Source organism: Variovorax sp. CCNWLW235 (assembly GCF_037204085.1).
Classification (GTDB): domain Bacteria; phylum Pseudomonadota; class Gammaproteobacteria; order Burkholderiales; family Burkholderiaceae_C; genus Variovorax.
Genome location: NZ_JBBCBW010000017.1, coordinates 64,464 through 77,474 on the forward strand (window position 1 = coordinate 64,464; position 13,011 = coordinate 77,474).

12 protein-coding genes are annotated in these 13,011 nt (G+C 67.5%); 8 read left to right on the plus strand and 4 right to left on the minus strand.

Features of this window, described 5'->3' with window-relative positions; all coding sequences use genetic code 11:
• The first annotated feature begins 53 nt into the window (after positions 1-53).
• Both V9L21_RS18480 and V9L21_RS18485 read left to right on the plus strand, forming a co-directional pair.
• Entirely contained in the window at positions 54-1,052 is a 999-nt protein-coding gene (locus V9L21_RS18480) for a Bug family tripartite tricarboxylate transporter substrate binding protein (protein WP_337314341.1), read from the plus strand.
• Positions 1,049-2,065 (plus strand): Bug family tripartite tricarboxylate transporter substrate binding protein, encoded by a 1,017-nt coding sequence (locus V9L21_RS18485; RefSeq protein WP_337314343.1) that lies wholly within the window; start codon positions 1,049-1,051, stop codon positions 2,063-2,065. Before V9L21_RS18480 ends, V9L21_RS18485 begins: the two co-directional genes overlap by 4 nt.
• Before the next feature lie 21 nt (positions 2,066-2,086).
• Here the strand turns inward: V9L21_RS18485 and V9L21_RS18490 are convergent, their stop codons facing one another.
• From V9L21_RS18490 to V9L21_RS18500, 3 genes are read right to left on the minus strand one after another with little or no spacing between them, the layout of a single operon-like run.
• Positions 2,087-2,977: an alpha/beta fold hydrolase gene (locus V9L21_RS18490; protein ID WP_337314345.1), complete on the minus strand. Its 891-nt coding sequence runs from the start codon at positions 2,975-2,977 to the stop codon at positions 2,087-2,089.
• A 28-nt stretch (positions 2,978-3,005) separates the two neighbouring features.
• The gene (locus V9L21_RS18495; RefSeq protein WP_337314347.1) at positions 3,006-3,836 is read right to left on the minus strand and encodes a DODA-type extradiol aromatic ring-opening family dioxygenase; all 831 of its coding nucleotides are present in this window, start codon (positions 3,834-3,836) and stop codon (positions 3,006-3,008) included.
• Between the two features lie 58 nt (positions 3,837-3,894).
• A complete protein-coding gene (locus V9L21_RS18500) occupies positions 3,895-4,680 on the minus strand; it encodes a helix-turn-helix transcriptional regulator (protein ID WP_337314349.1) in 786 nt (261 codons plus the stop codon).
• A 168-nt stretch (positions 4,681-4,848) separates the two neighbouring features.
• Between V9L21_RS18500 and V9L21_RS18505 the strand changes: the two genes are divergently transcribed.
• The 3 genes from V9L21_RS18505 to V9L21_RS18515 all read left to right on the plus strand — a co-directional run bounded on the left by V9L21_RS18505 (position 4,849) and on the right by V9L21_RS18515 (position 8,529).
• Complete coding sequence (locus tag V9L21_RS18505) at positions 4,849-6,006, plus strand: helix-turn-helix transcriptional regulator (RefSeq protein WP_337314351.1); 1,158 nt, start codon at positions 4,849-4,851, stop codon at positions 6,004-6,006.
• A 123-nt stretch (positions 6,007-6,129) separates the two neighbouring features.
• The gene (locus V9L21_RS18510) at positions 6,130-6,570 is read left to right on the plus strand and encodes a hypothetical protein (RefSeq protein ID WP_337314353.1); all 441 of its coding nucleotides are present in this window, start codon (positions 6,130-6,132) and stop codon (positions 6,568-6,570) included.
• A 99-nt stretch (positions 6,571-6,669) separates the two neighbouring features.
• Complete coding sequence (locus V9L21_RS18515) at positions 6,670-8,529, plus strand: ABC transporter ATP-binding protein (protein ID WP_337314355.1); 1,860 nt, start codon at positions 6,670-6,672, stop codon at positions 8,527-8,529.
• A gap of 7 nt (positions 8,530-8,536) precedes the next feature.
• Here the strand turns inward: V9L21_RS18515 and V9L21_RS18520 are convergent, their stop codons facing one another.
• On the minus strand, positions 8,537-8,965 hold the full coding sequence (locus V9L21_RS18520) for a VOC family protein (protein WP_126746862.1): 429 nt from the start codon (positions 8,963-8,965) through the stop codon (positions 8,537-8,539).
• A 73-nt stretch (positions 8,966-9,038) separates the two neighbouring features.
• Here V9L21_RS18520 and V9L21_RS18525 point away from each other — a divergent pair, with 73 nt between their 5' ends.
• The 3 genes from V9L21_RS18525 (at position 9,039) to V9L21_RS18535 (ending at position 12,892) form a co-directional block, all read left to right on the plus strand.
• Positions 9,039-9,659, plus strand: coding sequence for a TetR/AcrR family transcriptional regulator (locus V9L21_RS18525; protein ID WP_337314358.1), 621 nt, complete (start codon positions 9,039-9,041; stop codon positions 9,657-9,659).
• Positions 9,660-10,085: 426 nt separating this feature from the next.
• Positions 10,086-11,486 carry a DUF2868 domain-containing protein gene (locus tag V9L21_RS18530; RefSeq protein ID WP_337314360.1) on the plus strand — a complete coding sequence of 467 codons (1,401 nt, stop codon included), beginning with the start codon at positions 10,086-10,088 and terminating at the stop codon, positions 11,484-11,486.
• The gene (locus V9L21_RS18535) at positions 11,483-12,892 is read left to right on the plus strand and encodes a GTPase/DUF3482 domain-containing protein (protein ID WP_337314363.1); all 1,410 of its coding nucleotides are present in this window, start codon (positions 11,483-11,485) and stop codon (positions 12,890-12,892) included. The genes V9L21_RS18530 and V9L21_RS18535 overlap by 4 nt, the downstream gene beginning before the upstream one ends.
• Positions 12,893-13,011: the final 119 nt, after the last annotated feature.

Here is a 13,011-nt window from a genome sequence, read left to right on the forward strand (position 1 = left end):
TTTTTCTGGTTTTCTAAATCAATATAAGAAGAACATTCCAAACGGAGACATCGATGAAGACATCCTGCGGCACCCGCCGTGCGTTCGGCGCTGCGCTCGGCGCGGCGGCCCTGCTGGGCCTGTCGCCCTTGGCAATGGCGCAAGACTTTCCGGTGCGCGGCGGCAAGCCGATACGCATCGTGGTGGGCTTTACCGCCGGCGGCGGCACCGATGCGCAGGCGCGCATCGTGGCGCAGAAGCTCGGCGAGGTGCTGGGCACCGGCGTGATCGTCGACAACAAGCCCGGTGCCAGCACCATGCTCGCCGCAAGCGAGGTGGCGCGCGCGCTGCCCGACGGCTACACGCTGCTCTACGCGCCCTCTTCCACCATGGCGCAGAACCCGCACACCTTCTCGCAGGTGCCCTACGACCCGTTCAAGGACTTCACCGCCATCTCGATGGGCGGCCGCGGCCCGCTGGTGCTGTCGGTGAGCACCACCGTGCCGGCCGCCAACGTGAAGGAACTCATCGCCTACGTGAAGGCCAACCCCGGCAAGGTGAGCTACGCCTCCTTCGGCGCGGGCACCTCGTCGCACATCTACGGCGAGGCCTTTGTGAAGAAGGCCGGCATCGACGCGGTGCACATTCCCTACAAGGGCGGCTCGGACGCGGCCAAGGACCTGATCGGCGGCCGCGTGCAGTACATGTTCGATTCGGCCTCGTCGGCCCTCATCACCGCGGGCACCGGCAAGGTGAAGATCCTGGCGATTGCCGCCAATGCGCGCATTGCCGCCCTGCCCGACGTGCCCACCTTCGCCGAGCAAGGCGTGACGGGCCTCGACCTGCCCAGCTGGCTCGGCTTCTATGGCCCGGCGCACATGCCGGCCCCGGTGGTTGCCAGGCTCAACGCCGCACTCACGCAGGTGCTGGCGATGCCGCAGGTGCGCGAGTTCTATCGCTCCGGCGGCTACGAAGCCGGCGCCTCCACGCCGGAGGAGTTTGCAAGCGTCACGCGGTCGAGCTACGAGCGCTGGGGCGCGATGGTGCAGCAAGTGGGGTTGGCCAGGCAATGAACCGCTCGCCCGTCTTCATCCGCCGCCGCATGGCCGCGTGCCTTGGCCTCGGCATCGCACTTGGCGCAATTGCAGTGCCGACCGGCGCGCTCGCGGCCGAGCCCGCCGCTTTCCCTGAAAAGGGTCGCAGCATCCGCATCGTGCTCGGCCTTGCGGCAGGTGGCGCCTCAGACGCACAAGCGCGCTTTGTCGCCAACAAGCTTGGCGAGGTGCTGCAGACACCCGTCATCGTCGAGAACCGGCCAGGTGCGAGCTTCATCCTCGCCACCGAGGAAGTGATTCGCGCCGCCCCCGACGGCTACACGATGATGTACGCGCCCTCTTCCGTGGTGGCGCAGAACCCGCAGACGCTGGCGCAGGTGCGCTACGACCCGTTCAAGGACCTCACGCCCATCTCGCTCGGCGCACGCGGGCCGCTGGTGCTGACCGTGCATGCGAGCGTGCCGGCGCGCACGGTGCAGGAGCTCGTGGCCTACATCAAGGCCAACCCCGGCAAGATGAGCTATGCGTCCTTCGGCACCGGCACCTCGTCGCACATCTACGGCGAGGCCTTCGCGCAGAAGGCGGGGCTGGACGTGGTGCATGTGCCCTACAAGGGCGGCGCCGACGCCGCGAAGGACTTTCTTGCCGGCCGCGTGCAGTACTACTTCGATGCGGCGCCCAACGCCATCCAGAACACCGCCACCGGCAAGGTCCGCATGCTGGCAGTGGCCGCGCCAAAGCGCAGCGCAATGCTGCCCGACGTGCCCACCATGACCGAGCAAGGCATTGCCGGCGTCGACATGCCAAGCTGGCTCGGCTTCTTCGGGCCCGCGCGCATGCCGGCGCCCGTGGTCGCCAAGCTCAACGCCGCGCTGGCGCAGGTGCTGGCGATGCCCGCCACGCGCGACTTTTTTCGCCAGGGTGCCTACGAAGCCGAGTCATCGAGCCCCGCGCAGTTGGCCGAGCTCACGCGTACCACCTACGACCAGTGGGGCGACATGATCCGCAAGCTGGGGTTGGTGAAGCAATAGCGGGGCGTCGGCTGCGAGCGCTCAGCCCAGAAAGTGCAGCAGCAGCCGGTTGAACTCGTCGGCGCGCTCGTACTGCGCCCAGTGCCCTGCCCCGTCGATCACCACGCCTTCGCGCTGAGGCTGCCCGGCCGTGAGTTGCGCCACCAGCGGGCGCGGATCGGCGGTGACGTCGTACTCGCCCCACAGCAGCAGTTGCGGCCCGCCGATGGATTCGAGCGCCGCCTGCAGCCCGCCGGCCTGCGACACCTCCTTGCTGCGAAAGCGCGTGCCGTGGCAGGAGATGTCGTGAATCTCGAAAGCCAGCGCGTCGGTGGCGGCCTTGTCGTGCAGCATGAGCGCGGCCAGGTTGTGCAGCAGCGCGGCGCGTTCTTCCTCGCGGTTGGGTGCGGCGCGCCAGTTGATCATTTGCACCGCCATGCGCCGCATGGTGCCGTGGCCTCCGCTGCCGACGAGCGCCAGGCGCCGGATGGCACCGCGCCGCACGGCAAAGCGCGCGGCGGTGAGCCCGCCGAAGGAGAAGCCGCCAAGGTCGATGGGCGTGCCGGCGCCGATCAGCTGGTCGAGCGACCCGCCCAGCGCATCGAGCAAGGGCCCGAGCGGGTCTTCGCCGGGGACTGCGCGAGGCGGCGCATCCGAATCGTTGAAGCCGGGCATGTCGGGCAGCCACAGCGTGCGGCCGGCCGAAAGCGCCTCGACGTTGCGCAGCCAGTGCATCCAGCTGCCGTGGCCGCCGTGCAGCAGCACCAGCGGCGGATGGGCGCTTTCTTCTTCGGCGCCAAAGCGGCGCCAGCAGACGCGGACGCCGCCGTGCATCACGTCGTGGCGCGTGCCGGCGGCGGCGATGCGTTCGATGAGCAGGCGGGCTTCTGCGTCTGACTCTGGAGTGGAATTCGAATCGGAGATGGAAGGCATCGCCCGATTCTGCCAACTGGCGGTTCTTCTAGCTGGCGGCCGCGCCAAAGCGATAGCTCGACACCACGAGCCCGCCCATGAAGTCGTCTTCGTGATAGATGCGTTCGCCGGCCTCCTGCTCGGCCGCGCCGACCGCCACCATGAGCGGAATCAGGTGTTCCTCGCGCGGATGCGCCATGCGCGCCGAGGGGGCCGAAGCCCAGTCCTGCAGCCGCTGCACGCGCTCTTGCGGCGATGCCTGCACGGAGGTGTCGTCGAGCCAGTCGCCGAATGCCTTTGAAACGCCGTGCGCCTGCGGGCCGAAGTTGCGCAGGTTGTGATAGCTGAGGCCGCTGCCGACGATGAGCACGTTTTCACCGCGCAGCGGCGCGAGCGCGCGGCCGAGCGCCAGGTGCTCCGCCGGGTCGAGCCCGCGCTTGAGCGAGAGCTGCACCACCGGCACGCTGGCGTCCGGGTACATGGCCGCCATGGGCGAGAACATGCCGTGGTCGAAGCCGCGCTCGGGGTCGATGGCCGCCGGCAGCCCGGCCGCAGTCAGGAGCGACTGCACGCGCTGCGCGAGCTGGGGCGAGCCGGGCGCGTCGTAGCGCACTTCATACGTGTGGGCCGGAAAGCCGCCGTAGTCGTAGATCATCGGCGGGCGCGGGTTGCCCTGCACGGTGAAAACCGGCGCCTCCCAGTGGGCCGACACCATGAGGATGGCGCCGGGCGTGCGGCCGATCTGGCGCGGCATGTCGGCCAGCGAGGCGGCCAGCCGGTCGTAGACGCCGCCCATCTCTTTCTTCATCCAGGGCCAGGGGCCGCCGCCATGCGAGATGAAGTACGTGGGCAGGCGGGAGGTATTGTCGTCGTGGGTCAAGCCGATGCTCCTTGAAAGCGTTGCATCGACTTTAGCTGCAGCTATCGATCTATGTGGATCAGCGGGCTTCGGGCAGGCGCCCGAGCCAGAGCGATGTCAGCGCCGCCCGGTTGTGCACGCCGAACTTGGCATAGATCGACTTCACGTGGATGTGCGTCGTGTTCGGGCTTTGGCCCAGATTGGCTGCGATCACTTTCTCCGCCCTTCCTTCGAGCAGCCCCAGCAAGACCCTGCGCTCCGTTGCGGTGAGCGGCGCGTTCGCGATGAGGAGCCCGTGGCTGAGCAATTGCTGGCGATAGAACCACCGCAGCCCGCGAAGCGCCAGGCCGAAAGGCTTCTTGTCCGCCGATGAGAACCGGGGAGCTTCCGTGCTTCGGAAAATGAAAAGATGCACCCGCACATCGGCGTTGATCGCGCAGCGCATCGACATGCTGTCCGCGTGCCCGACGTCCAGGTAGTGGCGCTGGTAGTGGGGGCCGTTGAACCACTCGGGAGGCAGCGCTTCAAACAGCAACTGTGTGCGGAACGGTTCCTCGCCGGCCACCGCAAGGATCTGCGAGAGGTCGATAGACGGCGACCACAAGGTGTCGAACTGCTCCTGCACCGAAGCAGCCATCGTCGGCAAGGGCCGCAAAAGCCGGACGTATAGCGGACGCCAGCCGTTCAGCGCGTCGCCCACCGCGGGGCTGGACAGCCGCACGACCACCGACCAGAGTGCGTTGTGCGCGCCGAAGATCGAACAGAGGCTGCCGAGCAGGTGCTCCAGCGCTTCATCGCCATCGCCGATGGGGTAGTTCGCGAGCTTGTCCCACAGCGCGTAGATCTGCTCGGTGCAATCGGGCATTGAAGGCTGGGCGGGGGGCTCAACTCCTGCGTTCAATTGATCACCTGTTTAGGTTATTACGCGACGCAGCCCGCCTGCCTACGATTCGTCGATGAATCAGCCCCGCATCGTATGGCATTTGACGGACCTTGTGCTCCCGGTGCGGGCGTGGTGTAGGTACCCTGGGCGATGACGGCCGCGGAACAGATTCCCGCCGCCGAGCTGTCGGAGCTGATCGGTGCGATCTACGACTGCTCCCTCGATCCGCAGCGGTGGGCTGCAACATGCGAAATGATCGCGCAGCGTTGTGACAGCGCTGCGGGCGGCATCTGCATGCACGACCTGAAGCAGACCCAGAACGACCAGTTGTACGTCTTCGGCTATGAGCCGGAATTTCTGCAGAAGCTCGGCGCCCGGTACGCCGATAGCCCGATGGCCGCGGCGGATGTCCTCTCGAACCTCGGGGACGTGAGCGCGCTGTCGATGGAGCGTTTCCATCTGCATGACAGCGGCTTCTACCGCGAGGTACTGCAGCCGCACGGCGTGCTCGACATCATGTGGTTTCCGGCGCTGCGCACCGGCGAGCGCATGGCTTCCCTGCACGCGTCGCGCGGCGACAAGTCGCTGCACTACCAGCAGGGCGACCTTGGCCTGTTCAAGCTTCTTGCGCCGCATGTCTGCCGCGCTCTGGCGATTTCCGATGCGCTCGACATCCAGGTGCTGAATTCCGATGTGCTGAAGAGAACCCTCGACGGGCTGGCAGCGGGCGTTTTCCTGGCGGCGCGCGATGGCCACGTGGTCTACATGAACACTGCGGCCGAGCGGCAGGTCAGGTCGGGCACGGCAATGCGATTGGTCGACAACCGGTTGTCCCCGGTGTATCCGGCGGCTCGTGCCGCGTTGACGCAGGCGATCCGGGATTCAGGCCGCGAGGGTGCCGACATGCACGCCATGGATCATGCGATCGGAATCCCCGATGGAACCGGCGGGGGCTACGTCGCCACCTTGCTGCCCATTGCCGATGGCCGGCGCGCCGGCGTCCTCGCACCCTTCGCGGCGAGTGTTGCCGTGTTCATGCAAGACCCTGTGCAGCCGCCGCTGATGCCTGGGGAGGCCTTTGGACGGCTGCATGGGCTCACCGGCGGCGAACTGCGCGTGCTGATGGCGCTGTCGCAAGGCCTGGGCGGCACCGAGGCCGCCGGCATGCTGGGCGTGGGCGAGCCGACCATTCGCACCCACCTGCAGAGGATCTACTCCAAGACCGGCACGTCGAGACAAGGGGATCTGCTTCGCCTGCTGCACCACTCGACACCTCCGACGCGGCACCAGACGCGCCTGGCGGATTGAGCGGCCTCGAACGAACGGCCTGACGCGAACGATGTATGCCGCCGCGTCATCGCTTCCGATGACGCGGCGGCTGCGGTGGACGCCTACGCTCGCGCACCAATATCTACAACAAGAGGGTTTGCCATGTTCGACCGCACCGTTCGGCGCCTGTCCGCAGCAAAACGCGCAATCATGCTTCGGCTCTCGCAGCGGACGCAGCTCATCGGCTCCTTCGCTACAGGGGCGGTGGTCTCCGGCGTTCTGCTGACCTTCGCAATGAACAGTCCGGCCGTCAGTGTCACGCCGCGGATCGAACCTGCACGGCCCGCCGTGGCGCAGTCCCGGCTCGACCTGCTGCGCAACCAGGCGGCGAGCGGCGACGAATTTTCAAACTGGGCGCTCGCCAATGCGCTGCTAGACAAGTTCGACCTGACCGGCGACTCGGACGACCTCTACGAGGCCATGGTGTGGGTCGACAGGCGTTCGGACATGTACGCCAACCAGGAACTGGCTGCGCGCGTCGTCGACCGCTACTGCGGGCACCACGTGGTGCGATGGCACTGGTTCTGTGTTCTGGGCGAATAACGCGGGCCACTGCAGAGCGCAACGCCGGAACGCACCCTTTCGGGGCAAGGAATACCGCCCCGGGATAAAGTCGCAGCTTCTCCCTGGAGACTGCACGCCTTGTTCCGTTTTTTCGAAAAACTCCTCCACCCCTATCCCGCTGCCGAACCGGCGCTTCCCCCCACGGGCTTCTTTGCCTTCTTGTGGGCCTGCACGCAGGGCCTGCGTCTCAAGATGGCCGCCATGGCGGCGCTCACCGCGGCCATCTCCACCTTCGAGGCGCTGCTGTTCGCGGTGCTCGGGCGCGTGGTCGACTGGCTCGGCGGCCAGGTGCCGTCGCGGCTGTGGGCGGACCGCGGCGACACGCTGATGTGGCTGGCCGCGCTGCTGGTCATCAGCATCGGCGTGGTCGCGCTGCAAACCATCGTCAAGCACCAGACGCTGGCGGTGAACCTGCCGATGCGCCTGCGCTGGAACTTTCACCGGCTGATGCTGGGCCAGAGCATGGCCTTCTACCAGGACGAATTTGCAGGCCGCATCACGGCCAAGGTGATGCAGACCGCGCTCGCGGTGCGCGACACGCTCTTCGTGCTGGCCGACGTGGTGGTGGCCATGGGCGTGTATGTGGTGACCATCATCGTGCTGGTGAGCGTTCTCGACGTGCAGCTGGTGGTGCCGTTCATCGTCTGGCTGGTTCTGTATGCGGTTTCGCTGATGTACTTTGTGCCGCGGCTGGGCAAGGTGGGCAAGGCGCAGGCCGATGCGCGCGCGCTGATGACCGGCCGCGTGACCGACGCCTACACCAACATCGCCACCGTCAAGCTGTTCTCGCACACGCAGCGCGAGGCCGGCTTTGCGCGCGAGGCGATGCGCGAGTTCATGTACACCGGCTACGGGCAGATGCGGCTCGTGAGCGCCTTCGAGATCGTCAACCACACGCTCAGCATGGGCCTGACGGCGGGCATGGCCGGCACGGCGCTCTGGCTCTGGTCGAACGGCACCGTGGGCGTGGGGGCGGTGGCCGCGGCCACCGCCATGGCGTTGCGGCTGCAGGGCATGTCGCACTGGATCATGTGGGAGATGACCAGCCTGTTCGAGAACATCGGCACCGTGCAGGACGGCATGAAGACGCTGTCGCGCCCGCGCATCGTGCTCGATGCGCCCGATGCCGGCGTGCTCCACGTGCCGCGCGGCGAGGTGCGCTTCGAGCATGCGAGCTTCCGCTATGCCGATGCCGGCCGCCGCGTCATCGACGACCTGAACCTGGTGGTGCGGCCCGGTGAAAAGATCGGCCTGGTCGGCCGCTCGGGCGCGGGCAAGTCGACGCTGGTCAACCTGCTGCTGCGCTTTCATGACCTGGAAAGCGGCCGCATCCTGATCGACGGGCAGGACATCGCCCATGTGACGCAGGATTCGCTGCGCAGCCACATCGGCATGGTCACGCAGGACACCTCGCTCATGCACCGCTCGGTGGCCGACAACATCGCCTACGGCCGCCCTGACGCCACGCAAGAACAGATCGAGGCCGCCGCCAAGCGCGCCGAGGCGCACGAATTCATACAAACGCTGGGCGACGCCACCGGCCGGCGCGGCTACGAGGCGCACGTGGGCGAGCGCGGCGTCAAACTGTCGGGCGGGCAGCGCCAGCGCGTGGCCATTGCACGCGTGATGCTGAAAGACGCGCCGATCCTGCTGCTCGACGAAGCCACCAGCGCGCTCGACTCCGAGGTGGAAACCGCCATCCAGCAGAGCCTGTACCGGCTGATGGAAGGCAAGACCGTGATTGCCATTGCGCACCGCCTCTCGACCATTGCGGCGATGGACCGGCTCATCGTGCTCGACGAAGGCCGCGTGGTGGAAGAAGGCGACCACCGCTCGCTGATGGCGCAAGGCGGCCTGTATGCGCGGCTGTGGGCCCACCAGAGTGGCGGCTTCCTCGGCGACTCGCTCGACGAAGAAGACGAAGCGCTGCGGGCCTGAGCGGGCTTCAGGTCGGCAACGCGCCGGCCTCGTACTGCGCCGCGAACTCGGCGCTCGGCGGAATCGGCTTGACGATGTCGATCAGCACGCCGTTCGGGTCGCTGGTAATGAAGTGGCGCTGGCCGAAGTCTTCGTCGCGCAGCGGCAAGAGAATCGGCAAGCCGGCCGCGGCAAGCCGGTCGTGAACCGCGTCGGGGTCGTCCACCTCGAAGTTGAGCAGCAGCCCGCCCGCGACTTGGCCGCGCGCGGGTGCGGGAATGGTCTCGTGCCGGCCGTCGAGCACGGCAAGGTTCACCGATGGATGTTCTGCCAGCTGCAGGTGCACGTACCACTCGCTGGTGAACAGCGGCGTGAAGCCGAAATGCGCCTGGTAGAAGCCGGCCGTCCCGGCCACGTCGTTGGTCATGATCACCGGGTAGTAGCTTGTCACTTTCATGGCATCGGTCCTTTCAATTAACATGCAGCCTGTATGTAAGTTGGATATTAATCTACAGACAGTCTGTATGTAAATGCCTAAATCCATTGCCGACTCTCAATCCAGAACCAACCGGGAACGCACGGAAGCCACGCGCCTCGCGCTCATCGACGCTGCACGCGCGCTGTTCTTCAGCAAGGGCTATGGCGAAACCTCGACGCCCGAGATTGCTGTTGCCGCCGGTATCACCCGTGGCGCGCTGTATCACCACTTTGCGGACAAGCGCGACCTGTTCAGGCAGGTGCTGGTGCGCGAAGCCGAAACGGTGGCGGCCGACATCGAGGCGGCCACGCCACGGCAGATGACGCCGCGCGAAGCCCTGCTGGAGGGAAGCCAGGCCTACCTGAGTGCGATGAGCGTGCCGGGCCGCACACGGCTGCTGCTCATCGAAGGCCCTGCCGTGCTGGGCCTGGAAGAAATCATGGCCATCGACGAAGCGACCTCGGCCGGCTCGCTGCGCCAGGGGCTGGAAAAAGCGGGGCTGGGCAAGGGAGAAGTCTCGCTCGACGCCCTCTCCCGGCTGCTCTCCGCAGCCTTCGACCGGGCGGCACTCGAGATGGATGCAGGCGCCGACGCGCAAGAAATCCATTCGGCAATGCGCTGGCTGCTGGAGCAGGCGCTGGGCCCCGAGCCGCGCCGCAAGCCCGCGGCTTGAGGCTGCGCCGGCGGGGCACATGCGCTCGCCCGGGTCTTGGCGAGTCCTACAGCACAGGCCGCCCCTCGCCGACAGTAACCAGCCCCCTCTGGCGCGATGCTGAAGCTGTCGTCAACAACGAGGAGTCCTCGCGTGAATTCAATCATCTACATCGTCGGTCTGGTCGTGGTTGTAGTGGCCGTGCTTTCGTTCTTCGGCCTTCGCTAGATCCAGCCACTCCCCAGGCTTCGCGCGCTTCGCGTCGCTACTCCCTCCCCCTCGCCGGGGGCAACACCTGCGGCCCGGCAAAGCCGGTTCCGCGGTGTTCCACGAAAGGGATCGCTTGCGGTCCCTCTTCCAGTCGTTCGCATAGAGTCCTTCGCAGCGCGCCGGGCATAATTTGCGCGCCTTCCGCCATCGCGGAACGCCACTTGCGAAGGGACCCTGTTGACCAACACCGCGTTGCGCGAATCTGCTTTTCCGGACGCGGTCATTACCGAGGCGATCCGATGGACCGAAGAGAAAGGTCCACTCGCCGATGCGCAAGCCATGCGCACCGCCGCCTCCCGCTCAGCTGATGCACATGCGCGCATCACGGCGCGTGCGCTCCGGCTTGGTGAACGCATCGGCCTTCAGCCTGAACTGGCACGCGCCCGGCAATGGGGCCCGTGGGTGCTGCTTGGCCTGGTAGCGCTGGTCGTCGTTGCGGGCCTCAGCCTGGCGGGCAACGTGGTCGGCGGCGGCGAACGGCACATCAATGTGATCGTCGCGCTCGTGAGCCTGCTGGGCATTCACCTGCTCACGTTGCTGCTGTGGCTGGCCGGCCTGTGGCTTCCCCTCGGCTCCTTCAATACAAGCTCGCTCGGATGGATATGGCTTTCGCTCACCGCGCGCGTGGCCGGCGGCAAGCGGGGCCAGGCCCCGGTGCTGCTGCGGGCGGCCACCGGCCTCCTGAGCCGGGCCCGGCTGCTGCCCTGGGCGTTCGGGCTCGTGAGCCACGGCATCTGGGCGCTGTCTTTCGCGGTGGTGCTGGCCGCGCTGCTGTTCGCGCTTGCATTCCGCAGCTATACGCTGAGTTGGGAAACGACGATTCTCGAGCCGGCTTTTTTCGTGCGCGCGGTCCACGCGCTGGGCTGGGCGCCGGCGCAACTCGGCTTTCCGGTTCCCGATGCCGCGACCATTCTCTCGGCCACCCCCGGCGCCGCGGGCCAGCGCACATGGGCGCTGTGGCTCACGGGCTGCATTGCCGTGTACGGGCTGCTGCCGCGCGTGGCGCTGGTATTGCTGAGCGCCGCGGTGTGGCACAGGCGCAAGGCCGCACTGCAGCCGGACTGGAGTGAACCCTACTACCGCAAGCTGATGGCCAGGTTCGCCGCGCTCGCGCCGCCGGCCATCGTGGATGCCGACCCCGGCCGCGCACCGAGCGCCTCACCTGCCGGCCTCGCGCCTTCGGAACTGCAGGACGCGCTCTTCGTCATCGGTTTCGAGCTGCCTGCCGACCTGGCATGGCCGCCCGCGGGATTGCCCGCCGCGCAGGTGCAGCGGATCGACGGCAGCGCCCCGGCCCGCCGCGCATTGCTCGACCAGCTGGCGCTGGCACGCCCGCGTGCGGTGCTGCTGGTGTGCCATGCCGCATCGAGCCCCGACCGCGGCACCGAGCGCTTTTTGCGCGAAGTGCTCGCCCATTGCGGTGAATGCCGGCTGTGGCCGGCCCATGCGGCGGAAGACGCGGCTGACGCCGGCTTGGCCCAGCGCTGGGTCGACTGGCTGCAGGGCACCGGCCTGCAACGCGTCGCGGCCACGCACCGGATTGAAGACGCCTTGCAGCAACTCGGCACGGCACCATGACACAGCAACCCATTCGCATTGCCGTTGTCGGCCACACCAACGCAGGCAAGACCTCGCTGCTGCGCACGCTCACGCGGCGGGCGAATTTCGGCGAGGTGTCGCAGCGCCCCGGCACCACGCGCCACGTGGAATCGGCCGACCTCGAAGTGAACGGCCAGGCTGCCGTGCGCTTCTTCGACACACCGGGGCTCGAAGATGCGGTGGCCCTTCGCGAGCATCTGGCCGGGTTCGATCCGCAGGCCACGCCGCCCGAGCGCATCCGCGCCTTTCTCCAGGGCCCCGAGGCGCACGGCGTGTTCGAGCAGGAAGCCAAGGTGCTGCGCACCATGCTGGACATCGACGCGGCTTTTCTCGTCATCGACGTGCGAGAACCGGTGCTGCCGAAGTTTCGCGACGAAATCGAACTGCTCAACTCCTGCGCGCGGCCCGTGCTGCCGGTGCTGAACTTCGTGCGCGATGCGGCAAGCCGCGAGCCCGCCTGGAAAGAGCTGCTCTCGGCCTATGGCCTCCACGTGCAGGTGCGCTTCGATGCCGCCGCGCCCTTCGTCGGCGCCGAGCGCGAGCTCTACAACGATCTTTCGACACTGCTGCGCGACCGGCGCGAGCTGCTGCACAGCGTGGTGGATTCGCTGGCCGCCGAAGCCGCCGACCGGCGCCGCTCGGCCTGCGCGCGCATCGCCGAACTGCTGGTCGATGCCGCGGCACTGCGCCGCACCGTGCCGGCCGAAGAATTCGCGGACACCGCGCGCCGGAAGGCGCTTGTCGCCGCACTGCAGAGAGACGTGTTCGACAAGGCGCAGCGCTGCACCGACGACCTGCTCGCGCTCTACGGCTTTCGCCAGGACGATGCCGGCGAAGCGCCGCTGCCGCTCGTCGAAGGCCGCTGGACGCTGGACTTCTTCAGCCCCGAGGCGATGAAGGACGCGGGCCTGCGGCTCGGCAAGGGCGCGGTCATCGGTGCCGCGGTGGGCGTGGTGGCGGACCTTGCCGTGGCCGGCATTTCACTCGGCGCCGGTGCCGCGGTGGGTGGTGCCATCGGCGGTGCCGTCTCGCAGGGCTGGGGCCCCTTCGGGCGCAAGCTGGTGAACAAGCTGCGCGACGTGCACGAGCTCACCATCGAAGACGGCGTGCTGTTCGCGGTGGTGGCATGGCAACTGAAGCTCACGCGGGCGCTGGAGCAGCGCGGGCACGCGGCCACCGGGCGCATCGCGGCCGAAACCAGCGCAACGCAGGACGCGCCGACACGCGCCACCGCGGCTGCCGTTCGCGCGGCGCGTCCGGCGCGCAATCATCCGGAGTGGGAATCGAAGGGCGTGGCGACGCGCGGCTTCTGGCGCCCCGCGCCGCAACGCGAGGCGCTCGCGGCCGAGCTGGCTCGCACGCTCCAAGGCGCATTCGAAAACTGAGCGCCCAGCCTTCGCTTGCCTTCACTTGCAGAGGAAGGCGACGGCTTCCTACGCACCCGCGCTGGCGCGAGAGCCAGTCTTTTTCACGACATCGACGGCACACGGGGTGCCGTTTGTTT

Excerpts from the sequence above, each read along its gene's own strand:
- V9L21_RS18480 (WP_337314341.1), top strand. The coding sequence starts at position 54 with ATGAAGACATCCTGCGGCACCCGCCGTGCGTTCGGCGCTGCGCTCGGC.
- V9L21_RS18485 (WP_337314343.1), top strand. The coding sequence starts at position 1,049 with ATGAACCGCTCGCCCGTCTTCATCCGCCGCCGCATGGCCGCGTGCCTT.
- V9L21_RS18490 (WP_337314345.1), bottom strand. The coding sequence starts at position 2,977 with ATGCCTTCCATCTCCGATTCGAATTCCACTCCAGAGTCAGACGCAGAA.
- V9L21_RS18500 (WP_337314349.1), bottom strand. The coding sequence starts at position 4,680 with ATGCCCGATTGCACCGAGCAGATCTACGCGCTGTGGGACAAGCTCGCG.
- V9L21_RS18505 (WP_337314351.1), top strand. The coding sequence starts at position 4,849 with ATGACGGCCGCGGAACAGATTCCCGCCGCCGAGCTGTCGGAGCTGATC.
- V9L21_RS18510 (WP_337314353.1), top strand. The coding sequence starts at position 6,130 with ATGTTCGACCGCACCGTTCGGCGCCTGTCCGCAGCAAAACGCGCAATC.
- V9L21_RS18520 (WP_126746862.1), bottom strand. The coding sequence starts at position 8,965 with ATGAAAGTGACAAGCTACTACCCGGTGATCATGACCAACGACGTGGCC.
- V9L21_RS18525 (WP_337314358.1), top strand. The coding sequence starts at position 9,039 with ATGCCTAAATCCATTGCCGACTCTCAATCCAGAACCAACCGGGAACGC.
- V9L21_RS18535 (WP_337314363.1), top strand. The coding sequence starts at position 11,483 with ATGACACAGCAACCCATTCGCATTGCCGTTGTCGGCCACACCAACGCA.